Here is a 24,928-nt window from a genome sequence, read left to right on the forward strand (position 1 = left end):
AAATTAAACGCTACGAAATACGCAAAACTAGACGCAAGCTTTTGAAATAATAGCGTTTAGGTTGCGTAATAACTTGCGTTTATCACTGCTTCTACGGATATGAGACATTTAAAAAAAGGCAGAAAATTTGGTCGTGAACGAAATCAACGGCGTGCTTTATTGAAGAGTCTAGCCTCTTCATTTTTTATGTTGGGGAGAATAAAAACCACCGAAGCTAAAGCTAAAGAGCTAAGGTCACACGCCGAACCCTTTATTACGCGTGCCAAAAATCCGACTTTGGTTAATCGGCGTTATCTTGCACGTTTTTTTGACGAACGCACCGCAAAGAAAGTTTTTGAACGGGCGAACGAGTTTAAGAATCGTCAAGGCGGCTATACCCGGATTATAAAATCTGGTCGGCGTACAAGTGATGGCGCGAGGATGGCTATAATTGAGTTTGTTAAATAATGAATCCCGATAGTGTTCCTAAATTTTACTATGTCTATGTATTACGCAGCCAAAGAAATAGCAGATGGTATGTCGGTTTTACGATGGATTTACGGAAGCGCTTTAAAGAACACAATGAGGGTAAATATAATTCTTGGACACTACGGCGTCCATTCATCCCCGCAGCAAGCTACGGGGTACTCTGGGAAGGTGGGGGGATAAAGCCGATGCTCAGTCAAGAGAAAAACAGCTTAAATCAGGTCAAGGAAGGGCTTATCTTAAACAAAGAGTAAAGCGCTTCCTAACACTATCGGGATGGAGTACAAAATTGACGCAGCCAATAAAATATTGGGACGGCTCGCTACTGAAGTAGTGGTTCTTTTGCGCGGCAAAAATAGTCCGAGTTTTGATCCCGCGCGTATGAGCGGGAACAAAGTTATTGTTTTTAACACCGACAAGATACGCGTAAGCGGTAAGAAACTTGGCCAGAAACTATATCGTCGCCACTCCGGTTACCATGGGGGTTTAAAGGAAGAAAAATTGCGCGAGGTTCTCGCCCGAGATTCACGTCTTGTATTGCGGCGCGCGGTAATGGGTATGTTGCCCAAAAACAGACTTAGAAAAAAAATGATAAAAGATCTTATTTTGGTTAAAGAAGAAACTTCTTAAAAATGCCTGCCAAAAAGAAAACAGTTAAAAAAAAGATAAGTCTTAAGCCCCAAAAGATTAAAGAAGAGAAAAAGGCAGCGCTTAAAGCGCCGACCCCGGAGATTATAGCAGAAGTAAAACCAGATTTGACCGGGCAGGAGGAATTTTTAAAAGAAACCGCCAAAAAACCCGAACGGTATTTTGAGGCTGTGGGACGGCGTAAAACCGCTGTGGCGCGGGTACGCCTTTTTACGCGCGCCGGAGACTTTTCAGTAAATGGCAAAATTTATAGTGAGTATTTCCCCACTTTTGATTTGCAAAAAATTGCGGAAGAGGCGCTTCAAAAAATGAAGCTTTTGGGGCGATTCAGGGTTTCCGTAAAAATTTATGGAGGTGGAATCCATGCCCAAGCCGAAGCAATACGTCACGGCTTGGCGCGTTGTCTTGAAAAGTTCAACCCCGATTTTAGAAAACGTCTCAAACGCGCCGGATTTCTGCGTCGTGATCCCCGCATGAAAGAGCGTAAAAAATTCGGACTCAAGAAGGCAAGAAGGGCCCCGCAATGGGCGAAGAGATAGGCCTTGGCAAGAAGTCGGGAATCTCTTCTGAGACTGTCATGCGTCAGCCCGACGCAGTCCCGAACTCAATGCGAAGCATTGTAGTGTCGGGACAAGGAGGGCACCACAGTGGGCGAAGAGATAACTTAATTTTCAAATCAAAATCCCGGCAGTTACCGGGATTTTGATTGATTTTATATTTCAATCTTGTACCAAGTTTTGCCGCGTTTGAAAAAAATGGCGTTGGGAAGTTCATATGCGGTTAAAACCTCGTCAGTTCTTCCGGAAAGGATTTTTAGTGTATTTTTTCCTCCCCGGCCGTCAACCTCGGTAAAAAAAATTCCTTCACCTGTTTTAAACGCCACATGCGCACCGTCTTCGTAAAACCAGGCAGCGTTTTGTACCTCGTCTGTATTCTCAAGTATTATTTCCACTGTTCCTTTTTTTTGGAAAGGTTGATAAGTATTGTCAGCAAGCCATAAAATTTCAAGACCCCGTTCTTTTATAAGAAGTAACTTCTCCCCCTTTTGGTCAAAGACGACTTTTTTAAGACCACCTTTTATGGGCGTTATTTTATTATTTGAGGCGTCAAGTATAAATAATCCGCCTGAAGGGTCCAGAATTGCTACATCTCCTTTTACCGACTCAACAAAGATAAGCGGTCGTTCGTCAAGGAAAAACCCCGGACGCTCAATAGTTTCAGTGATTTTTGTGCCGGGATCAAAACGCGCCAAAAATCCGTTTTTGTCCACAAAAAGCACTCCTGATCCGACTAGGGCAAAAGAGTTCACATTTTTGGCGAGAACAGCCTTAGTTTTAGTTTCCACCAAAGACCCCTTTTTGTTTTTTTGTAGAGAAAGCGTTGGTTTGGGGGCGGGCAAAAACAATTTTTGTTCCGCCGCAGTTGAGGTTGCCGCTATAATATTCAGCGGGACTAAATAAATATTTCGCAGCTCCGTCACGATTTCCGGTTTAACCTCCACTTTTTTGGACCAGGGGTGGAATCCTGTTTTTTCAAGACGCACAAAATGGTTTGCGGGTTTAAGGTCAATCAACAGAGCCCCCCCAGAAATAAGGGAGTTTTCTTTAGCAAAATTTCCGTCAAGAAAAAGGGCAAGCCCCCTTGTTTTTGATTTAATAAAAATGCCGCCGGTCTTTTGGACGGCGCCCTTAATTAAGTCAAACTTGTAGCCCAGAGAGTATACAATCAGGACCGGAGAGGCTGCGAGAAAAATAGACACCAAGAAGTAAAATAAAAAGCGCCTCGTTCTTTTTTGCATGCGTTTAATTTAGCACTCTTTTTACATCTTGTAAATTTGTTCGGGGCGGGCATAAGATGGAAACAATGGAAAGGTTAGTTATAAAGGGCGGACGCCCCTTGGTGGGCGAAGTTGAAGTACGGGGCTCAAAGAATGCCGCGTCAAAGTTGATAGTGGCCTCGCTTCTTACTAAGGAGCCGTGCGTTATAGAAAACGTCCCTCTCTCTGCCGAGATTGATATCACGCGGGAACTTTGCGAGTACGTAGGAAGTGACATACACGTTGAGGGCCGTAAGATGACAATTCAGACGAGGGCGATTAAAAATTTTTCCGTATCAGAACTTTCCCGCAAAAATCGTATTCCAATTTTGGCTATAGGCCCGCTGTTGCATCGCAGTGGCAGGGCCGAAGTTCCTGTTTTGGGTGGGTGTCCTATAGGCCACCGCCCGGTTAATTTTCACATTGAGGCCTTAAATAAATTGGGGGCAAGAATTGAACGAAGGGAGCGTTCTTACTTTGCTCAAGCTTCAGAACTTCAGGGAGCAGAAATTTATTTTCCTTACCCATCGGTGGGAGCCACGGAAAATGTTTTATTAAGTGCCGTTCTCGCCCAAGGTAAAACGATTGTTGTCAATGCTGCGATAGAGCCGGAAATTATGAATTTGGTGGACATGCTTGTTAAGATGGGTGCGCGGATAAGTGTTGATGAAATGTCTCGTCGGGTGGAAATTGAGGGTGTGAGTAGGCTCGGCGGTGTTGCCATAAGCGTAATGCCTGACCGCAATGAGGCTGTTTCTTTTGTTACGGCCGCGCTAGCCACCGACGGCGACATTTTTATAAAAAATATAGAAACCCGGTACCTGCATTCTTTTATGGAAAAGGTAGCGGCCTTGGGCGCCTATTATGAAGTTCAGGAAGGGGGCATAAGATTTTTTGGAGAAAAACCATATCGTGCGGTTTCCTTGGATACAGCACCTCACCCCGCATTTATGACCGATTGGCAGCAGCCCTTTTTGGTGCTATTGACGCAGGCGCGCGGTAAGTCAATAATACACGAGACAGTATATGAGGATCGGTTCGGGTATACGAAAGATTTACAGAGGATGGGTGCAGATATTATGGTTTCTGACGAGTGTCCGGAGGGGAGCAAATGCAGATTTTATGGCCAGACATTTAACCACGTCGCTCATGTCTTTGGACCTACAAAGTTGCGCGGCGGAGAAATTACCATGACAGATATACGCGCAGGAATGGCGCATATTGTAGCGGCGCTGGCGGCCGAAGGGGAATCTGTTATCTCCGGCGTAGAACATGTGGATAGGGGATACGAGAGGATTGATGAGAGGTTGAGGGAATTGGGAGCGGACATAAAAAGAGTTTAGGCGGTTCCCTCGGCAATATGTTTTCTCGACACGACTCGCTCGTTCCAGCGACTCGCTCGCTAATGGTCGTCGCGATTTGTCCGACCTCGGTCGAACACCAAGCAAATCGCTCCTCCCATTGTCTCAAAAACATATTGCCTCGACCGCCCATCCCTCAACCACTAAAGGGAGGTTGGTGAGGGGAATGTATACTATGTTCATAAGAAAAATAGGAATTGATCTCGGTACCGCCAACACCCTTGTTTTTGTTCCCAAAAAAGGGGTGGTGGTAAATGAGCCTTCGGTGGTTGCGGTCTCGCGTGACGAGAACCGGGTTTTAGCTGTGGGAAATGAAGCTCGGAACATGATCGGGCGCACGCCCGAAACTATTGTTGCTTATCGTCCGCTTCGGGATGGAGTTATTGCCGACTATCGGGTCACGGAGGCTATGCTGCGTTATTTTATAAATAAAGCCGGCGGCCGCGTACGCCTCTTTCGTCCCGAAGTTATGGTTTCAGTTCCGGCTGGCGTAACTTCTACAGAACGAAGAGCGGTGATTGAAGCCACCGTAAATGCTGGGGCAAAAGCTGCTTATGTGGTAAAAGAGCCGGTGCTCGCCGCCATCGGCGCTGGTATTCCTATAAATGAGCCGGCAGGACACATGGTGGTTGATATTGGCGGCGGGACTACGGATATTGCCGTAATTTCTCTGGGCGGAATTGTGGCTTCAACCTCGGTAAAAGTTGCCGGCAACAAACTGGATCAGGCAATTTCGGACTATATAAAAAAACATTACAATCTCGCGATTGGGGATCGTACTGCCGAAGATATAAAAATCAAAATTGGTTCGGCGGTCCCGGTTGATGACGAAAAGTTAAAAATGGAAATTAAGGGACGCGATTTAATGTCAGGACTCCCGAAAACTATTGAAATTCATTCTCCGGAAGTTACGGATGCTATTTCGGATGAGCTGGACGAAATTATCCGTGCCGTAAAAGCAGTAATGCATGATACGCCGCCGGAGCTTGCGGCGGATATCATGGATAAAGGGATTGTGATGACCGGCGGAGGAGCGTTACTGCGGAATATTGATGAACTTGTGTTTCAGGAGACCGGCGTTCCTGCGCATATTGCCGAGGACGCGCTTTTGTGTGTAGCGAAAGGCACGGGGATTGCGCTGGAACATTTGGATGTATATAAACGCTCAATTATGAGTAAGCGATAGTTTATTTATGCCGCGATACGAATACCAACCGTATATAGGTAAACCCAAAGAGGAGAGGCGCGAGATGGCTAGCGCCAGCGGCTGGGTTGAGCGTAAACGATTCCTTTTCTCTTCTCATCCGGAACTTAAAGAACGCCTGGCCGGCCTTCAGGAGATCGTACGCGACTTTCAGAAACAATATCCGGAGCTTATTTCACTATCCATCTACGGATCACTTATCAAAGGATACGCTACGCCGGAATCAGACATAGACGGAGTTATTATCTTGGACGAGGAGGTTCAAAGAGAGCTGCAAAAGAAAAATCCACAATACAGTCCTTTTTCAATGAGCAATTTCTATAAAGCGCTTAAAGAAAAGTTATCGCTCACCTACGCACAAATGAGCATTCAATTGTCACTAATAGACAAAAAGGATCTTTTATTATTTGTACAGCGTGGTGACATTCCTCGCGAACTTTTTTTCTTATCTATAGGAGGACGGAAAATAAGTCAATACCGTAAAGTTATTCTTGACCAACTGGAAGCTATGGGTGAACAAGGGGAGGAAACATGGAGGAACTTTGGTCTTAGTCTTTTAAAGTGGGAATGGGGATCATATAACTGGGGGTCGGGTGGAAATCGGGAAATGGGTGAAAAACGAAAGAAACTTTATCCTTGGACAATTGCCGAAGCCAAGAAGTATTTTTTACATGGAGGCGATGATCTCCATTAAGGTTTGGTTTGATAAATTTCTTGAGATATGGTTCTCGGACATGAGCGACAAATTGATTATTTAAATAAAGTATTAAAACGTGGGCGTATGGCGCACGCCTATTTATTTTCCGGGCCGGAGGGTATAGGGAAATTTGAAGTGGCCAAGGCGATCGCTAAATCTTTTTATTGCGAAGGAGCAAAAAAGTCGCTCCACGATGTTTGCGGCGAATGTGTCCAATGCCGGCTTATTGACTCCGCTGCCCATCCGCACGTCGTAATACTGGATCCGAAACACACGTTAGTTTCTAAAAAAGTTCCTAGATCCGACCACGGTCGGACCGGGATGGCGGTCTCTAGGCCAGAAGGCCGTGATGGCCTAGCCACTGAAAGCCTAGCCAAAAAACGAAAAGAAATTCCTATACAAGACGTCCGCGAGCTAAAACGGGTTTTTTCTTTAGCCCCACAGGGTAACAACTGGAGGATTGCAATTATTAATAATGCTGATAAAATGAGTCAAGAAGCGGCTAACTCTTTCTTGAAGCTTTTGGAAGAGCCTGGTCAGCAAACCTTGATTATACTCCTTAGTGCCTATCCGGAGATGTTGCCTCAAACCGTTGTCTCACGCACCCAAGTGATTAAATTTTTTGGAGGGCGTGCGGGTTTCTCCCAAGAGGATAAAGAACTTAGACAGGAATTGGCTTTACTGGTTAGACAGCGGGATTTACCCCGTGCCTTTAAATTTTTTGAGAAAGCAGTCGACAATGACGAGCTTCGCAAAAAAACTATTTTTTTACTTTTGGCCACGGCGCGTAATAAGTTGCTCGCCACGCCCCAAAGAGAAAGCGTGATGACTATCAAGGAGATGCTGCGTATCGCCGAAATTATGGAAACCACAAATGTTAATTCACGCCTAGCGTTGGACGTTTTATTTTTAAAACTGGTTTGAGATGGTCTCCCGACTGCTTATTTTAATTCTTGTTCTGTTTCTGGGGGCCGTAGTGATTATCCCCTTTGTTTTGAATATCGCCGGTGTTACCAGTTTTCAGTTTGGTTCCCTAAGCGGCGGTCCGCAAGCCGGCAGTGGTATACTTCTGCGTTCTGGTGACGGAGGAATGGGCTGGGAAAATACGGTATTTTCCGGTGCAAGACGTATCCGTGCTCCTGATAAAATTTTGGATATCGCATTCCATCCGCAAAATGCTGATATTGTTTTTGCAGGAACCAAGTCATCAGGACTCTGGAAGAGCGATGATGGTGGAAAATCATGGGGGAAAATTACTGATCAGTCACGAGCCCTTGAATCTAATGCCGACGTATACAGGATTGAAGTGAGCAGGAGCAATCCCCAAATAATTTATCTTGCAGTTTTTCAAAACAGTCGCGGTCGGGTATTTAAAAGCGAAAACAGTGGTCTGTCTTTCCGCGAAATATATTTTGTGACCGCCAATCGTTTTGGCGTTTTTGACTTATACGTCAATCCCCAAGATTCCAACCACGTCATTGTTGTTACGGGTCAGGGCGGGATCCTTGAATCCAGAAATGGCGGCAAAACCTGGCACGTTATTAAATGGTTCAGCGAGGCCCTGACAAGAATTTTAGTAAACCCGGCTTTTTACGGAGAGATTTTTGTAGTTATTTCATCGGGCAAACTTTTTAAAACATTTGATGGCGGAGAAAATTGGGCCGATTTGCAGGAACCCGGCATTAAGACGGGGACCTTTCCTCCACCCAACGCAACCCTAAACCCTTTTGTCGGTCTTACATCAAAACGTTCTATTGAAGCGCTGGTGGCCGATCCCAATAATTTTACAACCCTTTTCATCGGCTCCAAAGAGGGCCTTGTACGCTCTACCGATGGCGGTTTTTCGTGGGATCGGGTGAACTTGTTGATCCCGCCGGAAGATTTACCGGTAAGCGCTGTTGCCGTTTCTTACTCCGATTCCAATAAAATTTTTGCAACAGCATCAACCCAGTTTCATAAGACGACGGATGGGGGAGAAAATTGGACGGTAAGTGCGCTTCCGACTAGATTTAGAACTAATAAGATTTTGGTTCATCCCCTGCGTTCAGATACAATGTTTGCGGTGCTTAAATAGATTTTTATGGAGGAATTTAAGCAAAAACTGGAGAAGATTTTAAAGAGATTTAAAAACGAACTCTTATCTCTTCGTACCGGTCGTGCCACGCCGGCCCTGGTTGAAGATTTAGAAGTTGATTATTACGGTTCTAAAACTCCGCTTAAAGCCGTTGCTTCTATCTCCAGTCCCGGGCCGCGTGAGCTTCTTATTCAGCCTTGGGATAAAAATGTGATTCCGGCAGTTGAAAAGGCCCTACAGGGTTCTTCTCTGGGATTAAATCCGATTACGGATCGTGATGCTATACGTCTTACTATCCCCGCGCTTACGGAGGAACGAAGAAAGGAGTTGGTAAAAATGCTGGGGCGCTACAGTGAAGATGCGCGGATTCAGGTGCGTAGAGAACGCGAAGAGGTGTTGAAAGAGGTGGAGAGGAAAGAAAAAAACGGGGAGGTATCTGAAGACGAAAAATTCCGGCAGAAAAACGAAGTACAAAAAATTATTGACGAGACTAATAAAAAAATTGAAGAGACAGGTCTGACAAAAGAAAAAGAAATTATGACTATATGAGCAAGCGGCGGCTGGATGAAGCAATTATTCGGTTGGGTTTATCTAAAGATAAACAGGAAGCTTTTATCACAGTCACAGAAGGACGAGTATTGGTTGACGGTCAAAAAGCAGTCTCACCGGCGCAGCTTGTAAGCCCGCAAGCAAAGATAGAGATTCGCGAAGAGCCGCTTTACGTAGGCAGGGGGGCGTATAAACTTGAAGCCGCTCTTAAAAAATTTGGAATAAACGTAAAAGATAAAATTTGTGCAGATATCGGCGCGGCTACGGGCGGATTTACACAGGTTCTGCTTTTGTACGGCGCCAAAAGAGTTTATGCGATTGATACTGCCCGTGGAAAAATCGCCTTGAAAATTCGTAGGGAGCCCCACGTGGTAGTTATGGAAAGCGTTGATGCGCGGGACATTAAAAAATTACCGGAGAGCGTGGATATTGTTACTATGGACGTCTCACTTATACCGCTTCGTGAGTTATTGCCCCATACGAGGCGTTTTTTAAAACCCAAAGGCGAAGTTATCGCGCTTTTCAAACCCCAGTACGAAACGCGGGACCCAAAAATTTTGAGACATGGTGTAGTGCAAGACGACGTAGCGCGCGGAAAATTGCTCCAAGATTTTATTGACTGGACTGAAAAGAGCGGATGGCGGATAATGGACCAGATGGAGTCACCAATTAAAGGAGATAAGGGAAACATAGAGTATATGCTATGGTTACACTTGTCTTAGTTTTAGTTGTTATTAGTCTTTTGATCCTCGTTCACGAATGGGGACATTTTTATTCGGCAAGAAAACTGGGTGTAAAGGTTGAAGAATTTGGGTTTGGTTTTCCGCCCAAAGTTTATTCGCGCATCAAAAACGGAGTGAGGTATTCTTTTAACTTGCTGCCTTTTGGGGGGTTTGTAAAAATTTTTGGGGAACACGGAGAAGGCGAAGGAGATAAACAAAGTTTTATTTCGCGTCCCCCGTGGCAGCGATTTACCATACTGGTTGCCGGAGTTGCTATGAATTTTATCCTTGCTTGGGTTTTTTTCAGCGTTGGCTCCGCAATTGGCGTACCGCAGATGCTGGATGAAAAACGGGATGGAATTCCTGTCTCAATAATTTCCGTGCTTCCCGGATCTCCGGCGGAACAGGCCGGTCTTAAATTTGGCGATCAGATCTTGGAAATGCGTTCTCCCGATGTTTCTTTGAGAATTGAAACGGAAAAAGATGTACGCGACTTTGTGGATGCTTATCGCGGGGAAGAAATAACATTAGTTGTTAAACGCAGCAAAGATGTTATTGAAGTTAAAGCAACGCCACGCGCTCATATAGCCGAGGGTGAGGGACCTTTGGGTATCGGTCTTGCGCGAATTATAGTTAAACGCGCCCCTTGGTATCTTGCTCCGTTGGAGGGAGCAAAGACGCTTGTAAGAAGCGTATCTGCGATTATTTTGGGCCTTTACACAGTTGTGAGGGAACTCTTGGTTAGGGGTGGGGCCCCGATTGCAGTTTCTGGTCCAGTGGGAATATTCTTTTTTGCACAAGATACTCGTGCGTTGGGCATCTCATATTTCTTGCAGTTTGTGGGTCTCCTGTCCGTAAATCTGGCTATACTTAATTTTCTGCCCATTCCTGCGTTAGACGGCGGACGCGCCCTTTTTCTTATCATTGAAAAAATTAGGGGACGACGCATTAACGTAAATATTGAAAATTTTATTCATACCCTTGGTTTTGCTTTTCTTATTTTAATTATGGTGCTCGTGACCTATCGGGATATTGTGAGGATTTTGTAGCTGTTGATAACTATGTTTGACTCTTAAGATTTGTTTGGTTAGAATCTTAACGGCACACTTTTTTGAGGCGGATCATGAAGCATCCCCTTCAAGCGTTACTCATCGCACCTATTCGTAAAATGCGAGAAGATGTTCTTGCCGGAAGCAAACAAATTACGATTCGGGATGGACACAGAGATTATAGACTCGGGGGAGTTATGCTTTGCTGTCCTGATAAGCCATGGTGTGTTGCCGCTGACATTACGGTCGTACGTCACACCACCTACGGTGAGATTGTTGAGGAAGAATACAAAGCTGATGGATTTTTGAGTCCTCAGGAGATGATTGAGGGGATGCGGAGGTTCTATCCCTATGCCGATTTTGACAAGCCGGCAACAGTGATTAGGTGGAATAACGTTCACGGCAAACTCGTGGATCAATATCATAAGAGGCAGGCTAAGAAATTAAGTAAGCATCAAAAAGCCTGCTGTGGTAAAGGTCCTTATAAAGGTTGATGTAGTCCGTCAACCTTTTAAGTTGTTGTTTGCATTATTTTCTCCGGCATGCTATACTGTATATATAGCTTAGTATTAAAACATATTTAGGTCTTAGATATCTACTTTTCGTTGATGTTGAAAGGCCATTCATCCCACACATAACTTGCACAGGGCATTTGTGCAAAGCACGGTGCAAGTTATGTGTGGGATTCATCCTCCCAACTTTTTGCATCGATAGTTTCGGCTTATTTGCAAGCGGGCGAGTGAAAAGCAAACTTGTTTGCTTTTCCGAGCGAGTGCTGCAAATATAGGAGAAATTACCCTATATTTTTAAGATAAGACGCCAGAGGTATACGAAATCCTACGGCACGTAGATACTTCGCTGCAAAAAGTTGGGAGGACAAGGTTTTAAGAAGAGCAAGGTCGTTACATAATTAGCTTTTAGCTTACAGCTTATAGCTTTCAGGATAATCCTAGAAGCTAATTCCTAAAAGCTAGAAGCTCGTCGAAAGTGGCTTTTCAAGATCAAAGAGGTGGATTTCAGGATGATCGTCCTAAGTACGACATCACCTGTTCCAAGTGCGGAGCAGCCTCTACAGTACCCTTCCCGCCAACTGCGGGACGCGATGTCTACTGTAAGGACTGTTTCCGTGAGATGAGACCGCCCCGTCGTGACTTTCACGGCGGTGGAGGATTCCGACCTCGATAAATTAAACCAAAATCCCCTGAACAATGTTCAGGGGATTTTGGTTTAATATACGGACGTAGTATAATTTCCGCATGGTAAATTCACTTGTAAGCTGCAAAAAATGCGGCCATACTCTCTATACAAATCGGGAAAAAGAGCAAGGCCTTTGTGAAAACTGTTCACGTCAGACTGCGGGAAAATGTGTGAGGTGCGGCGTACCGTTAGTAACAACCGGCAGGTCTGGAGGAGAATTTTGTAGTCGTTGTCGGACTCTAGAAGCAAACTGTATGAAATGCGGTTTAAGGTTATATACTCCGCAGGAGCGAAAAAGCGGAGTATGTGTACGTTGCAGCAGAAAATAAATATGCAAAAATATGACTATTTAATTATTGGTGGCGGGATTGCGGGTGTGACTGCTGCAGAGACTATCCGGGAACGCGCGCCTGATTCTTCCATCGGACTGATTTGCGATGAGTCGTATCCTTTGTATTCACGAGTAATGCTCCCGGGGTATCTCAAAAAAAAGATCTCGCGCGAGCAGCTTTTTTTGCGGCAGGTGGACGATTTTACTTCCAAGCGCATTGACCTTCGTCTTAAAGAAGAAGCAGCCTATGTTGATGTAAAAAGAAAGGAGGTGGGTCTGGCTAATCGTATAGTTCTTAGCTACGAGAAACTGCTTATTGCGAGCGGCGGCAATACACTGGACTGGGGAAGGCCGGAAGAACAAGGGTTTATTTATCGTCTGCAGACCCTGGATGATGCGGATAAACTATTTCAAAAACTTGAGACTATCCGTCAGCCAATAGTGATAGGAGCCTCGTTTATCAGTTTGGAATTTCTTGAAATTTTTGTAACCAACAGTATCCAGCCCCTGCTTCTTGTACGTACCCCACACTTTTTTTCGCGTATTTTTGATTATACCGGAGGAGAAATACTGCATGACAATTTTGAACGCCACGGCATAAAAATACAATTTAATGACGAGATTGCGGAAATAACAAAACACAACACCGCGTTTTCGGTTCAAACCAAGGGTCTACGCATATTGGAGAGCGACGCCCTAGCGCTTGGATTAGGAATTAAACGCAATATGGAGTTTATCCGTGGCTCCGGAGTGGAGCTAGGAGAGCAGGGGGTACGCACCAATGAGTATTTGGAGACAAGTATAACTGATGTTTGGGCAGCAGGAGATGTAGCCGAATTTTACGATGTTATTTTAGGGGAGCACCACGCTATGGGTAATTGGACTAACGCTTTTTTGCAGGGGCAAAGAGTGGGACTCAATATGACTGGAGAGCGTGAGCCTTTTAAAAAAGTTTCCAGTTATTCCATAACCAATTTGGGATTTCAGATAACGGCATTAGGCAATTGCAACGATGGCCGCGATACTATTGTGCGTGTGGATAAAATTAAAAATCAATATGAAAGGTTTTTCCTGCGTGACGGCATTTTGGTTGGGGCGGCGCTTATTAATCGTTTTCAGGACAAATCTCACCTGGCTAAATTCATTGAGGCCAAAGTATCTATGGAGTCGTATCGCGATAAGCTGACCGATTTTGGATTTGACATAACGGCAATACCAGCCTAATATAGTCTTTATGGAGGAAGATACTAAAATAGAAACCGAGGATATCAAAAACGCCGGAGCGCATTCGGCACCAAATCCATATCTAGTTCCTGCCGCGATCGTCATTGCCGGACTTTTAATAGCCGGAGCAGTATTTTACACCAACTCTCCAAAAACTCCGGCAGCCAATCGTCAAACAGCAGCAGCGGGGGAGCCGGCCATATCAGCGACCGGAGATCTAGCGGATGACGATCCGGTATTAGGCAACCCGGAAGCTTTGGTTACCGTGATAGAATTTAGTGACTTTCAATGCCCTTTTTGTCGGCGTTTTTTCCGCGATACTTTATCCCAGCTTAAGGACAAATACATAAAAACCGGCAAAGTGCGTTTTGTTTATAGGGACTTTCCTCTTACGGGGATTCACGACATGGCCCAAAAATACGCGGAAGCGGCAGAGTGCGCGGATGAACAGGGGAAATTCTGGCAGATGCATGACAAAATTTTTGAGGAGCAGGATAAACGCGGGGTGGCAACGGTGTTTGATATTACCGTGGCTGACATTAAGCAGTGGGCTCGTGGGGTCGGTCTTAACGGCGCGGCGTTTGATGGTTGTCTTGACTCGGATAAATATTTTGAAGAAGTGCAAAAAGATTTTCGCGATGGTCAGGCGAATGGCGTAAACGGCACTCCGGGCACATTTGTCAACGGCCGCCTGATTCAGGGCGCAGTGCCTTTTGAGCAGTTTGCATCCGTGATTGAACAGGAACTTGGGCGGGCAAAATAGTATTTAGCTGTGGAAAAGCGGCTCTTGACAAGCCGTTTTCTCGGGAGTATACTTATTATTATTGAACAACTATGACAACAAAAGAAGTTAAAGTAACCGATTTGTCAAGAAGACTGGCTCTTTTTAGCGATCCGGTCAGGTTACGGCTTTTCTTGTTCTTGTTTTCCTCTGGCGAGAAGGATCTTTGCGTCTCGGATATTGCGGCCTACCTTAAGAGTTCGCTTTCCAATACCTCGCACCAGCTAAGAAAACTGGAACTGGCCGGTTTTGCAAGACCAGTGCGCCATGGCCGTATGATATGCTATCAGTCCATCAAGACGGATACCAATAAATTATTATATACTTATCTTACACGTTTAATGAGGCGCGGATTGTAGCGGATAGAGGAACAACCCTGTTAGTCTATTCGTTTACTATGCGTGCGTTATCTATGGCCCAAGTAAAAATATACACAACTCCCACTTGCGTTTATTGCAAGATGACCAAGGAGTTTTTTAAGCAAAACAATATACAGTATGAGGAGAAAAACGTAGCTACTGACGCTGTGGCTCGCGATGAGATGATTCAAAAATCCGGCCAGATGGGAGTGCCGGTGGTTGAAATTGATGGAAAAATTATCATTGGTTTTGACCAGCCGCATCTTAAAGAGGCCCTTGGTATTTAATGAACAAGGTCACGTTTATTGCTATATTTTTGGCCGCATTGTTGGTGGGATTTTTAGGATATCAATTATTTTTTAGACCACAGGTTAAATTACCCAAAGGGGAGCCGCGTGAAGAAAAAATTATGATCGAAGAAGGCAAGGAACAAAACATTTTAGTTACCGACGGAGTTAAGCATTCTATTCCGCTAAACGAAATTATTTCTGGCGGCCCGCCCAAAGACGGCATCCCTTCCGTTGATAACCCCAAGTTTATGGCCGTTTCAGAAGCCAATGGCTGGCTTAAAGATGCAGAACCCGGTCTTGCTTTTTCGCGCGGTAACACGCACCGGTTCTATCCGTATCAAATTTTGGTGTGGCATGAGATTGTTAACGATTCAATCGAAGGTGAACGTATTTTGGTGACATACTGCCCCCTTTGTCTAAGCGGATTTGTCTTTGACCCGGTAGTGAAGGGCGAGCGGGTTGAGTTTGGAACTTCGGGCAAACTCTGGAAATCTAACCTCGTTATGTACGACAGGAAAACCGATTCGCTTTGGTCGCAAATTTTGGGCGAAGCAATTGTGGGCGAGATGACCGGCATCAAGCTAAAACTGCTTGAGTCCGATTTACTGCGCTATGGGGATTGGAAAAAGAAATTTCCCCAAGGACAGGTGATGTCGCGCGATACCGGCGCCACAAGATTTTACGGGTCCAGTCCTTATGGCGACTATTTTTCCCCGGTTGATTTTGCTATCGGCCTTACCGGTTCCCGCGATGCCCGTCTCTCACCCGAAGCATTTATCTTTGGGATTGTGATAAATGAAAAAGCAAAGGCCTATCTGGTTGATGCCGTTAAAAGTAAAGGCGAGGTTGAGGACGATTTTCAGGGGGTAAAAATTATTTTACGCCACGATAAAGAGTTAGACGTGGTACGAATGTTTAAAAAAACACCAGACGGCCGGGAAGAGCGTATAAATCCTTTCAGCGCTTTCTGGTTTTCCTGGTCAGCCGTCCACCCGGCGACTGACTTATATAAATAAGGGTTGGTCGTTATTATTAAAATAAATTTATATTACAATTATGGATGATCACCATCAAAATAAATGTATGGCTTGTTCTTGTCCTTGCGACATGCATAAAGAGCATACCCACCACGAAGAGGATCACAATATGGACCACGAAGAAGGCCACGAGAAAGGAGGGTGTATGGCTTGTTCTTGTCCTTGCGACGAGCACAAAGAGCATAACCACGAATAGTTCGTGGTTATGCTTGCCCGAACATGAGCACTAAAAACATTATTTTTCTGGTAGTTGTTATTTTGGCGGCTGCGGGACTCGCGGGTTTATTTCTGGTACAGCGGGGCGTAATCAATCCGCCCTCTCCGCAAACCAATAAGGCCGCCCCTGAATTTAGTTTTAACGATTACAACGGAAAGGAAGTAAAGCTTTCCGATTTTCGCGGAAAGCCGATATTGGTAAATGCTTGGGCCGCTTGGTGCCCGTTTTGTCGCGAGGAGCTGTCTGATTTTGCCAAAGTTAAAGAAGAGTTTGGCGGTAAATTTGAAGTTATTGCTATTGACCGCGCCGAACCGCTTGAGGTTGCCAAACGCTACTCGGACCAGCTCGGAGTTACGGAAAAGTTCGTTTTTCTTCTTGATCCGGCGGACTCCTTTTATCAGTCCATAGGCGGTTTTTCTATGCCCGAGACGATTTTTGTGGATAAAGACGGCAAAACTGTTTTTCACAAGCGGGGTCCTATGAAGCAAGAAGAAATACGACGCAGAATACAGGAAAATTTTAATTTATAGTTATATTTATGGATTTATCTCTCGTTATTCCGGCATTTATTGCTGGTATCCTGACATTTTTAGCTCCCTGCACCTTGCCTTTGGTGCCGGGTTATTTGGGCTTTATCAGCGGGGCCTCGCTGGAGGACTTAAAAGACCCGATGAAGGCGTCCACGGCCCGTCGTAAAATTTTTCGGAACGGTTTATTTTTTATTCTTGGATTTAGCGCCGTCTTTATTATTATGGGTACGTTAGTTGGATTTGTCGGAGCCTCTCTGCTTGCCCCTTACAGATTTTGGTTATCAAGAATTGGCGGCGTATTTGTTATTCTTTTCGGTCTTTTTATGCTTCACCCCGTTAGAAATCCGCCCCGCTTCTTAAGCGCGGCGGCAGCCGTCTTGGGGCGGCTTATTTCTAACGGGGTGAATGTTTTAAAAATTTCGTTTCTTGTTCGGGAAAAACAACTTAAGGCGCCGGGCGCATTGGAAAGAGGAAAGTCGCTAACTTCTTTTATATTAGGTTCGGCTTTTGCTTTTGGTTGGACTCCTTGCGTGGGGCCCATTCTTGGGTCCATTCTTCTTCTTGCTTCAACTTCAACCACTGCGTTTCAGGGGTCTTTGCTTTTGGCTGTTTTTTCCGCAGGTCTTGCGGTTCCGTTTCTTCTGGTGGCACTGGGTATTGGTTCGGCCGCGAAATTCATTTCCAAAATTTCTAAGTTTTTGAGCGTGGTATCTGTTATCGGCGGCCTTCTGCTTATTTTCTTGGGTATATTATTGCTTACGGGCAATATGGCCCTTCTGATTTCTTGGGGCTACCGTCTATTTCAATTCATCAACTATGAAAGGTTATTGGATTACTTATGATAAAACCTTAGCCGTATAATCTTACGAGGCGACGCCTCATAAGATCTCCGGATAAATTTTATGGCAAAAAGATACGGACAATCGGTGAGCAATAAGACCTTGATTATAGGAGCGGTGATCATTTTCGCCGGACTTATGATTTTTGTTGGTTTTTATAACAGGAATTCCCCTGCGGCTTCCGGAGGAGGCGTTCGTGGCAGTCAAAGTTCGCCCGGAAGTTATCAGGCGGCCGCGAGCGGCGGTGTTACATCAAAAAATCTTGCCCCCGATTTCACTTTATCAAAACTTGACGGGGGAACGATAAGTCTTGCCGAATTTCGCGGGAAAAAGCCGGTAGTTGTTGATTTTTGGGCTTCGTGGTGCCCCAATTGCCGCCGCGATATGTCAAATCTCAACCGCTTTTATGAAAACTATAAAGACCGGCTGGAGGTTATCGCCGTAAATTTGCAGGAGTCTGAAGGAACGGTAAGGAATTTTATTGAGTCGCGCGGGTTTTCCTTTCCCGTAGCGCTTGACCCCTACGGCGGAGCTGGTCAGGCCTTTGGCATCCGCTACACCAATACCCACTTTCTTATTGATAAAAACGGGAAAATAGTTCGCGAAATACCGGGCGACATACGCGAAGCGGACTTTTTGTCGCTCCTGCAGTAACTTTTTAAATTCTTATATGAATCAAGTCGCCAAAAATATACTGACAAGATTAACCCCGGTCTTGGGGGCTGGTGCGGTCGGTGCGTGCCCGCTCTGTTGGATTGGTTCCGCGTCCCTCCTTACCTATCTTGGACTGGGCGCGCTAATTTCGGTGTGGCGATTGATGGCTTTTGTTTTACTTGGTATGAGCCTCATTGGTTTTATGTTTGATTATCGCTCCCATAAAAATCTGTCTCCCCTGCTATTTCTTGTGGTAGGCGGCATATTACTTTATCTCGGTCGGTACGTTTTTGGCGGAGCAGGCTTTGGCGGCTGGCAGATTTGGGGTCCGGGAGCAGTCCTTGTGCTTGCCGCGGTTATTTATAACAGACAACAATTTTATAAAAAAAGGACACGAATATTATGAACAAGTTTGATTACCAATTCATTATCATCGGAGGCGGCGCGGCTGGTTTTGCGGCAGCCATTAAGGCAGATTCTCTGAAGATTAAAACTTTAATGATATCGGGCGGCAAAGTGCCCTTGGGCGGCACCTGTATTAATGTCGGCTGTATGCCGTCAAAACGATTGCTTACCGCCGCAGAAGCCTATTGGAATGCCAAAAACAGCAAATTTGATGGAGTAAAAAGCGCCGCGCCGGAATTAAGTTTTGAAGAAGTCATAAAGTCAAAAGACGCTCTTATCAACAAACTTCAGAGCAAGGCATATGCCGGCACTCTCAAATTTTTGGTTTATGTCACTCTCAAAGAGGGAGACCCCGAAGGAGTCGCTCCGCGACCCTACGGGGCAGGCGCGAAATTTATTGATGAACACACAATCGAAGTAAATGGCGAGAAAATAACCGGAGAAAAGTTCCTTATCTCAACTGGTTCTTCCACATTCATCCCGCCGATTTCTGGATTAATTAATGTAGATTATTTAACCAACATAGAAGCCTTGAGCTTAAAAGAATTGCCTAAATCAATGGTTATTTTAGGCGGCGGTCCTTTGGGGCTTGAATTCTCCCAGATTTACAATCGTTTCGGCACAAAAGTGACCGTTTTGCAGTCAGCGGACAGAATCGCTGATCGCGAAGAGCCGGAGTTATCAAACTTTCTGCAAAAGAAATTAGAAGAGGAGGGAATTACAATTCACACTTCCGCCCAAACAAAAAGCGTTAGTCGGCATGACGGTCTTATCGAGGTTCAAGCAGATGTGCGCGGTAAAGAAGTAATAATCAAGGCGGAAAAAATATTGGTAGCAACCGGAGTAAGAGCTAATACCCAACCTTTGAACCTCGAAAGCATCGGCGTCGGCATCGGTAAAAAAGGAGGAGTAGTAACCAACGAATTTTTGCAGACAGACCTTCCCCACGTATTCGCGGCCGGTGATGTTGTAGATCAGTATGGGGACGAAATTAATCCCAAATTAGAGACAACTGCCGGAAGAGAGGGTTTTGTTGCCGCGTCCAACCTTCTTGAAAATAAGGGTCTCAAAATGGATTTTCGCTCAACTCCGCATGCTATTTTCACTGACCCGCCGCTCGTCAGCGTCGGCCTTACCGATGCCCAAGTCGTCAAGCAAAGCGGGCTTACCTGCAGCTGCCGCACCCTGAGCCTGGAGCTTGTTCCAAAAGCGCACATTTTGGAAGCGGCAGACGGCTTAATTAAAATGGCAATAGACGCCAAAACAGAGGAAGTTGTCGGTATTCACATGGCGGGAGCAAGAGCGGAAGAAGTTATTTCAATGGCAAGTTTTATCATCAAAAACAGAATGAAGCTGGACGATATTATTGAGAATACTTTTATTTTCCCGACTATGGCCGAATCAATTAAATGGGTCGCCCAATCCTTCAGGAAAGATGTCAGCAAGCTTTCCTGCTGTACGGAATAAATATGAACCCCGTTAGAAGTCTTGGGCAGAAAAATTTTATGAAAATTTTTCTGCGTGTATATCGCGGGAATTATCAAAATAACCATGAAAAACAACAACATAACACAAAGTGAGGACGCTCCGACTTCTAACGGGGTGAAAGCCCCGGAATTTATAACCGAAAATGAACAATGGCTCAATTCAGAGCCGCCGAAGATCGCTGATTTAAAAGGCAAGGTGGTTTTAATTAAATTTTGGACTTTTATGTGCTCTTGGTGCCAGCAGGATTTGCCGGGCATTATGGAGATTGAAAAGAAATACAAAGACAAGGGGTTGGTGGTAATCGGCATCCATTCCCCGGAAACAACTTTTGAGCGCGACGTAGAAGCATTAAAGAAACAAATGAAAGTTTTGAAAGTGGACTTTCCGGTTCTTACCGATAACGCAAGACAAAATTGGAAAGCATACAAAGTAGAAAACTGGCCGGCGTATTATTTAATTGACCGTGAAGGAAACATTGCTTTTAGCATTCTTGGTCCGGGAGTCGAGGACCAATTAGAAAATAAAATTAAAAATTTAATATAAATTTATGGAACAAACGAATCACAAAATAACAATTTACGGTACATCCACTTGTCAGTCATGCGCTCTCGCGAAAGAATATCTTCATTCTAAGAATTTTGAGTATGAATTTAAAAATGTCGGCGAGGACGCCGTGGCGCGGGAGGAGATGATCGCCAAAAACGGCGGCATGCTTAGCACGCCAACAATTGAAATAGACGACAAAATTATTGTTGGTTTTGACAAGGGAAAAATAGACGCTCTTTTGGGAAATTAATTCTCCAAAGTCGAACTATAGAGTAAAAAGCTGCTGTTAATTTACAATGCCCAAAATCAATATTTTACAAATTGGAAAAGAGGTTCTAAAAAACGAAGCAGACGCAATCCAAACCGTTGGAAAAAATCTTGACTCGTCTTTTATTAAAACAATTGAATTGTTGTACCACGCGAAAGGAAAAATCGTTCTTGCGGGAATCGGTAAATCCGGAATAGTGGCGCGGAAAATTGCCGCGACGCTTTCCAGCACCGGCACTTTCAGTCTATTTGTCCATCCGGTGGAAGCACTGCATGGAGATTTTGGTATGGTCCAGAAGGATGACGTCATTATAGTTATCTCTCACAGCGGGGAGACGCCGGAGGTAGTAAATTTTATAAATATTCTAAAGAGTCACGGAAATAAAATTATCGCTATTACCGCGAATAAAACATCAACCATAGCTAAGCTCTCCGATATAATTCTTTTAACCCATGTAAAAGAAGAGGCTTGTAAAATTTGTACCACTTTTAACTTAGCCCCAACGACAAGCGCGTTGGCGGAGTTGGCCTTGGGTGATGCAATGTCAAGCGCGCTTCAGGAGATGAAAGGGTTTAAACGAGAACATTTTATGAAATTTCACCCCGGAGGTACGCTTGGAAAATCAAAGATATTTAAAAAATAGATTAAAATCCTTTTTCGTATTATGATTTCTAACGGGTCAAGTTGTTGCGAAACACCACAATTTAATAAAGGGGGTGAGGATATGGAAGAGAATAAAACTGAAACACATGAAAAATCCGTGATCGCGCGGGAGCTTTGGTTTCAAGAAAACGAAAAAGAATTTATCGCAGAACACAGTATTGGCGCAACCATAAGAGCCGGCGACCGAACAGCGGAAACGACCGACCCCAAGGGCGGATATCGAGAAGGAGGATTTGTTACCTTGAAAATTCAAAAAGCTGACGGTAGCTTTGATCCCTTGGAGACAACGGTAGTGGTATACTCAGCTAAAAAAAAGGTGTTGGGAGAAATTAAGCCGGAAGATTTAGAAGGAACGCCATTGTCCCAGAAAACCAAAACAGCGCTCATTGAAAAATTAACGCGTCTTTACGGGAGAGATTTTACCGACAACGACACTGTTACGATTGTGCGGTTTGAATACGCAGATGATCTAAAGGAAGCTGGTAAGAAGATACTTGCATCTCTTCAGACCTTTGCTCAAAATGATTTACTCGAATTAAAAAACGGGCCTTTTCGTTTGGCCCCTGAATACAAGCCATCTGGTCTTACCCCTGAAAATATCAAAGGCCGGCCACTTTCATTTATTATCGGTGAACAGCCCTCCGAGTATGCCGTCAGCCCCCTGATGTGGAATGCAGAATTCAAAATGAGGGGTTCAAATGGACTTTTTTTGCCCGTTGATATCGCCCCGGATAAAAAGGGTAATCTGAAAGAGTTTATTGATAAAATCGTTGAGATCGGAAATTTGGTTTTTCGTGTTTTGACTATTACCAACCCCTACAAAATCGATGCCTTGCAGTACTTCAAAAATCTGCAAGAGAGATATCCTGATCGAGTGGATTTGAGCGAGGATGCTTTGCGTATTGGCGCTACCAATCAAATACTAATCGGGCCTGATAACAAGTTTTACGTTATTAACTCCGATGGTCGCGGCATGGCAAATAGTATTGAGGAATTTCTTAGTGGTAAAAACCGGGGAAATTTGGAGGCAAAACACGTTGGTCTGGTCGGCGCCGGCGGCGCTGCTCGGGGTATCGCTTATGAGGTTGCCAAGCGAATGGGTCCTCATGGTTTGCTGACAATATTTAACCGAACGCAGGAAAAGGCCGTAGCTCTGAAAGCGGAACTATCTAGCTATTTACCACAAACACCGATAGAAGCCCGGGGCCTCAATGAACTGCCCGGTCAGGCGAAAGAACAGGAAATAATTATTTCGTCCATTACTGAGGGTGACCCTCTTTCCGATTCTGGTGTATATAAAACCCTTCCCCGGGGAATTTTGATTGTCGATGCTAATTATGGTCCTAAATCTATTATTGAACAAAAGGCGCATGAGGCAGGACGTGACGATCTTGACATTCATGATGGTGCCGGTATGGTCGTTGAGGGCTATATTATTGCATCACAAGAACTTTCGCGATTGTGGAAATATGAAGTTTCCAGGGAAGTGTATCGGGAGATCGGATTTGTGTTTGGTTATAGGAAGCGGGCTGCGAGTTCGTAAGTTTAAGAGCACTCTTTTTCAGTGCTCTTTTTAACTTGCTAATTCCGCAGCAGCTCTGCTGCGCGGTTATTATGTAGGTATGGTATGATTAAGCAAACATATGATGTATGAGACAATAAAAAATTTATATTCCCAGTTTGAGTTTGAGCCGGTGGTTGAAAACCAAGACCGGTTGAAGAAGTTTGATAAATTTATTGTAGTTGGTATGGGCGGCTCGCACTTGGCGGCGGATTTGATTAAAACTTGGAGGCCGTCTACGGCAATGATAACCCATGAAGATTACGGCTTGCCGGGTATGGCAGAAAACGTTTTTCAAAACGCTTTGGTTATTCTTAGTTCTTATTCCGGCAATACGGAAGAGGTGCTGGCGTCTTACGAGATGGCTGGTGAAAGAGGATTTGCGCGCGCCGCGATTTCCATAGGCGGCAAGCTGCTTAAGCGAGCAAAAGAAGACGGAGTGCCGTATGTGCAGATTCCCGATACCGGGATTCAGCCGCGTTCTGCTCTCGGCTTTATGTTTAAGGGTCTGCTGAAGTTAATGGGTGAAGAAGAAGCGGTGCGGGAAGTAGGGGAACTTCATAAATCGTTTCATCCCGAAGAGTACGAGGAAAAAGGGAAGAAACTGGCTGAGAAAATTAAAGGGTATGTTCCTTTGATTTACGCATCTACTAAAAATGAAGGTATTGCCAAAAATTGGCGAGTACGATTTCATGAGACCGCAAAAATACCTTCCTACTATGATGTGTTCCCGGAACTTAACCATAACGAGATGACCAGTTTTGATGTGGTTGATTCAACGCGCCTCTTGGCTGAAAAATTTCATTTTATATTTCTCAAGGATTTAGAGGATCAGCCGCAGACTTTAAAACGTATGGAAATTACGGAAAAATTGTACCGCGAGCGCGGTTTGCCGGTAGAAATTGTTGAGCTTGGCGGTCAAAGCGAGCTTCACAAAATTTTCGGGGCGATTTCGCTGGCCGACTGGACTGCATATTATCTTGCCAAACATTACGGCACTGACCCCGAAGAGGTTCCGATGGTGGAGGAATTCAAGGGCTTGGTCCAAAAATGAAAATACAAATCCTACATAATAAATCATGTAATTTTTGGTTGATTGCCAAAAAAGAACTCGAAGAAATCCTCAAAGAAAAAGGAATTAGCGTTCCGATTGAAGAGGTTTTAATATCTAATGATGAAGAAGCGGTCCAGTATCACTTTGCCGGCTCGCCGCAGATTATGATTAACGGAAAAGATATTGATCCTATGGCCGAGAAAATTACCAATTTTCACGAATCCGGCTGTCGTTTTTATCTTTGGAAAGATAAAGCGTACGAATATCCTCCGCGGGAGATGGTGGAGGAAGCAATAAAAACATCCCAACATACTTGAGAATGTCAGGGTGTTGTGTGGAAGAAATATAAGAGATGTCACGGGAAGTGATATCTCGCAATCCCGTACCGTGTCGCCGAAGGCGACTCTGGTACCGGGATAAAAGGTGTCATGGGGGGTGGTTGCAAAGAAAAAGGCCCGTGTGACAGGCCTTGCGCGTTAGGAGGATTTAGGTTTCCAGAGAGGACAGCGAGTTACGGCGAGAGCCACGTTGTCTTCAACACAGACTTGGTAGAGCGCTTGAGCGATGCGACAGTTGTCTGGTTGGCCAGGCTTCAAATTACCGCAGTTTAAGCAGAGACATTCGGATCGACGCAGTGATTCAGTGGTCGGGTTTATCCAAACATCATGACCATAGTGCGTTTCCTGCCTCGGCTGTTCTTTCATTGGAAACCTCCCTGTAGATCGGTTTTGGTTTAAAGATAACAGAGGGGGTATTGAATTGCAAGGCCCGCATGACATTTTCTATAATCCGACTAGCTTGAAAGGCTTATAACTGAAAATGTGGCTTAAAATATAGAAAATCCGTGCGTGACAGTATTTAAAAAGTAAAGGTGTCACATGACGCAGACCAGATACTCT

General features: G+C 44.7%; 32 protein-coding genes. 31 read left to right on the forward strand and 1 reads right to left on the reverse strand.

Going from position 1 to position 24,928, the window contains the following annotated elements; all coding sequences use genetic code 11:
* The first annotated feature begins 99 nt into the window (after positions 1 to 99).
* The 4 genes from rplQ to rpsI are packed head-to-tail and all read left to right on the forward strand — an operon-like array spanning position 100 to position 1,652.
* Positions 100 to 447: a 50S ribosomal protein L17 gene (rplQ, locus tag HYW89_03875; GenBank protein QQG45108.1), complete on the forward strand. Its 348-nt coding sequence runs from the start codon at positions 100 to 102 to the stop codon at positions 445 to 447.
* Positions 447 to 719, forward strand: a complete 273-nt coding sequence (locus tag HYW89_03880; protein QQG45109.1) for a GIY-YIG nuclease family protein — start codon at positions 447 to 449, stop codon at positions 717 to 719. The genes rplQ and HYW89_03880 overlap by 1 nt, the downstream gene beginning before the upstream one ends.
* 22 nt (positions 720 to 741) lie before the next feature.
* On the forward strand, positions 742 to 1,095 hold the full coding sequence (gene rplM, locus HYW89_03885) for a 50S ribosomal protein L13 (GenBank protein QQG45110.1): 354 nt from the start codon (positions 742 to 744) through the stop codon (positions 1,093 to 1,095).
* Between the two features lie 2 nt (positions 1,096 to 1,097).
* Complete coding sequence (gene rpsI / locus HYW89_03890; GenBank protein ID QQG45111.1) at positions 1,098 to 1,652, forward strand: 30S ribosomal protein S9; 555 nt, start codon at positions 1,098 to 1,100, stop codon at positions 1,650 to 1,652.
* A gap of 173 nt (positions 1,653 to 1,825) precedes the next feature.
* Here rpsI and HYW89_03895 read toward each other — a convergent pair whose 3' ends face one another.
* Positions 1,826 to 2,911 (reverse strand): hypothetical protein, encoded by a 1,086-nt coding sequence (locus HYW89_03895; GenBank protein QQG45112.1) that lies wholly within the window; start codon positions 2,909 to 2,911, stop codon positions 1,826 to 1,828.
* Positions 2,912 to 2,976: 65 nt separating this feature from the next.
* Between HYW89_03895 and murA the strand changes: the two genes are divergently transcribed.
* The 27 genes from murA to HYW89_04030 all read left to right on the forward strand — a co-directional run bounded on the left by murA (position 2,977) and on the right by HYW89_04030 (position 24,346).
* Positions 2,977 to 4,272, forward strand: a complete 1,296-nt coding sequence (gene murA, locus HYW89_03900) for a UDP-N-acetylglucosamine 1-carboxyvinyltransferase (GenBank protein ID QQG45113.1) — start codon at positions 2,977 to 2,979, stop codon at positions 4,270 to 4,272.
* Between the two features lie 184 nt (positions 4,273 to 4,456).
* Positions 4,457 to 5,476: a rod shape-determining protein gene (locus tag HYW89_03905; protein QQG45114.1), complete on the forward strand. Its 1,020-nt coding sequence runs from the start codon at positions 4,457 to 4,459 to the stop codon at positions 5,474 to 5,476.
* A gap of 7 nt (positions 5,477 to 5,483) precedes the next feature.
* Entirely contained in the window at positions 5,484 to 6,188 is a 705-nt protein-coding gene (locus tag HYW89_03910) for a nucleotidyltransferase domain-containing protein (GenBank protein ID QQG45115.1), read from the forward strand.
* A 27-nt stretch (positions 6,189 to 6,215) separates the two neighbouring features.
* Entirely contained in the window at positions 6,216 to 7,115 is a 900-nt protein-coding gene (locus tag HYW89_03915; GenBank protein QQG45116.1) for an AAA family ATPase, read from the forward strand.
* 1 nt (position 7,116) lies between these two features.
* The gene (locus HYW89_03920; GenBank protein QQG45117.1) at positions 7,117 to 8,265 is read left to right on the forward strand and encodes a hypothetical protein; all 1,149 of its coding nucleotides are present in this window, start codon (positions 7,117 to 7,119) and stop codon (positions 8,263 to 8,265) included.
* Positions 8,266 to 8,814 carry a ribosome recycling factor gene (frr, locus tag HYW89_03925; protein QQG45773.1) on the forward strand — a complete coding sequence of 183 codons (549 nt, stop codon included), beginning with the start codon at positions 8,266 to 8,268 and terminating at the stop codon, positions 8,812 to 8,814.
* Complete coding sequence (locus HYW89_03930) at positions 8,811 to 9,536, forward strand: TlyA family RNA methyltransferase (protein QQG45118.1); 726 nt, start codon at positions 8,811 to 8,813, stop codon at positions 9,534 to 9,536. Before frr ends, HYW89_03930 begins: the two co-directional genes overlap by 4 nt.
* Entirely contained in the window at positions 9,518 to 10,585 is a 1,068-nt protein-coding gene (rseP, locus tag HYW89_03935; protein ID QQG45119.1) for an RIP metalloprotease RseP, read from the forward strand. Before HYW89_03930 ends, rseP begins: the two co-directional genes overlap by 19 nt.
* A 74-nt stretch (positions 10,586 to 10,659) precedes the next feature.
* Positions 10,660 to 11,079 carry an ASCH domain-containing protein gene (locus tag HYW89_03940; protein QQG45120.1) on the forward strand — a complete coding sequence of 140 codons (420 nt, stop codon included), beginning with the start codon at positions 10,660 to 10,662 and terminating at the stop codon, positions 11,077 to 11,079.
* Positions 11,080 to 11,572: 493 nt separating this feature from the next.
* Positions 11,573 to 11,770 (forward strand): hypothetical protein, encoded by a 198-nt coding sequence (locus HYW89_03945; GenBank protein ID QQG45121.1) that lies wholly within the window; start codon positions 11,573 to 11,575, stop codon positions 11,768 to 11,770.
* A 316-nt stretch (positions 11,771 to 12,086) separates the two neighbouring features.
* Positions 12,087 to 13,337, forward strand: coding sequence for an FAD-dependent oxidoreductase (locus tag HYW89_03950; protein ID QQG45122.1), 1,251 nt, complete (start codon positions 12,087 to 12,089; stop codon positions 13,335 to 13,337).
* A 10-nt stretch (positions 13,338 to 13,347) separates the two neighbouring features.
* Complete coding sequence (locus HYW89_03955; GenBank protein ID QQG45123.1) at positions 13,348 to 14,100, forward strand: DsbA family protein; 753 nt, start codon at positions 13,348 to 13,350, stop codon at positions 14,098 to 14,100.
* 71 nt (positions 14,101 to 14,171) lie between these two features.
* The gene (locus tag HYW89_03960; protein QQG45124.1) at positions 14,172 to 14,477 is read left to right on the forward strand and encodes a winged helix-turn-helix transcriptional regulator; all 306 of its coding nucleotides are present in this window, start codon (positions 14,172 to 14,174) and stop codon (positions 14,475 to 14,477) included.
* A 53-nt stretch (positions 14,478 to 14,530) separates the two neighbouring features.
* The gene (locus tag HYW89_03965) at positions 14,531 to 14,764 is read left to right on the forward strand and encodes a glutaredoxin family protein (protein ID QQG45125.1); all 234 of its coding nucleotides are present in this window, start codon (positions 14,531 to 14,533) and stop codon (positions 14,762 to 14,764) included.
* Complete coding sequence (locus HYW89_03970) at positions 14,764 to 15,783, forward strand: DUF3179 domain-containing protein (protein ID QQG45126.1); 1,020 nt, start codon at positions 14,764 to 14,766, stop codon at positions 15,781 to 15,783. The genes HYW89_03965 and HYW89_03970 overlap by 1 nt, the downstream gene beginning before the upstream one ends.
* Positions 15,784 to 15,823: 40 nt before the next feature.
* Positions 15,824 to 16,000, forward strand: a complete 177-nt coding sequence (locus HYW89_03975; GenBank protein QQG45127.1) for a hypothetical protein — start codon at positions 15,824 to 15,826, stop codon at positions 15,998 to 16,000.
* A 23-nt stretch (positions 16,001 to 16,023) separates the two neighbouring features.
* On the forward strand, positions 16,024 to 16,551 hold the full coding sequence (locus tag HYW89_03980) for a TlpA family protein disulfide reductase (GenBank protein ID QQG45128.1): 528 nt from the start codon (positions 16,024 to 16,026) through the stop codon (positions 16,549 to 16,551).
* 8 nt (positions 16,552 to 16,559) lie between these two features.
* Positions 16,560 to 17,393, forward strand: a complete 834-nt coding sequence (locus HYW89_03985; protein QQG45129.1) for a hypothetical protein — start codon at positions 16,560 to 16,562, stop codon at positions 17,391 to 17,393.
* Between the two features lie 60 nt (positions 17,394 to 17,453).
* The gene (locus tag HYW89_03990) at positions 17,454 to 18,044 is read left to right on the forward strand and encodes a redoxin domain-containing protein (protein ID QQG45130.1); all 591 of its coding nucleotides are present in this window, start codon (positions 17,454 to 17,456) and stop codon (positions 18,042 to 18,044) included.
* Positions 18,045 to 18,060: 16 nt separating this feature from the next.
* Positions 18,061 to 18,450, forward strand: a complete 390-nt coding sequence (locus HYW89_03995) for a hypothetical protein (GenBank protein ID QQG45131.1) — start codon at positions 18,061 to 18,063, stop codon at positions 18,448 to 18,450.
* Complete coding sequence (merA, locus tag HYW89_04000; GenBank protein QQG45132.1) at positions 18,447 to 19,916, forward strand: mercury(II) reductase; 1,470 nt, start codon at positions 18,447 to 18,449, stop codon at positions 19,914 to 19,916. Before HYW89_03995 ends, merA begins: the two co-directional genes overlap by 4 nt.
* An 84-nt stretch (positions 19,917 to 20,000) precedes the next feature.
* Positions 20,001 to 20,480 (forward strand): redoxin domain-containing protein, encoded by a 480-nt coding sequence (locus HYW89_04005; GenBank protein ID QQG45133.1) that lies wholly within the window; start codon positions 20,001 to 20,003, stop codon positions 20,478 to 20,480.
* Positions 20,481 to 20,484: 4 nt separating this feature from the next.
* On the forward strand, positions 20,485 to 20,733 hold the full coding sequence (locus tag HYW89_04010; protein ID QQG45134.1) for a hypothetical protein: 249 nt from the start codon (positions 20,485 to 20,487) through the stop codon (positions 20,731 to 20,733).
* 46 nt (positions 20,734 to 20,779) lie between these two features.
* Positions 20,780 to 21,394, forward strand: coding sequence for an SIS domain-containing protein (locus HYW89_04015; GenBank protein ID QQG45135.1), 615 nt, complete (start codon positions 20,780 to 20,782; stop codon positions 21,392 to 21,394).
* A gap of 81 nt (positions 21,395 to 21,475) precedes the next feature.
* Complete coding sequence (locus HYW89_04020; protein ID QQG45136.1) at positions 21,476 to 22,957, forward strand: hypothetical protein; 1,482 nt, start codon at positions 21,476 to 21,478, stop codon at positions 22,955 to 22,957.
* Positions 22,958 to 23,057: 100 nt separating this feature from the next.
* Positions 23,058 to 24,029: a bifunctional phosphoglucose/phosphomannose isomerase gene (locus tag HYW89_04025; GenBank protein ID QQG45137.1), complete on the forward strand. Its 972-nt coding sequence runs from the start codon at positions 23,058 to 23,060 to the stop codon at positions 24,027 to 24,029.
* A complete protein-coding gene (locus HYW89_04030; GenBank protein QQG45138.1) occupies positions 24,026 to 24,346 on the forward strand; it encodes a DUF2703 domain-containing protein in 321 nt (106 codons plus the stop codon). The genes HYW89_04025 and HYW89_04030 overlap by 4 nt, the downstream gene beginning before the upstream one ends.
* Positions 24,347 to 24,928: the final 582 nt, after the last annotated feature.

This window comes from Candidatus Sungiibacteriota bacterium, from assembly GCA_016432465.1.
Classification (GTDB): Bacteria; Patescibacteriota; Minisyncoccia; order Sungbacterales; family HO2-52-23.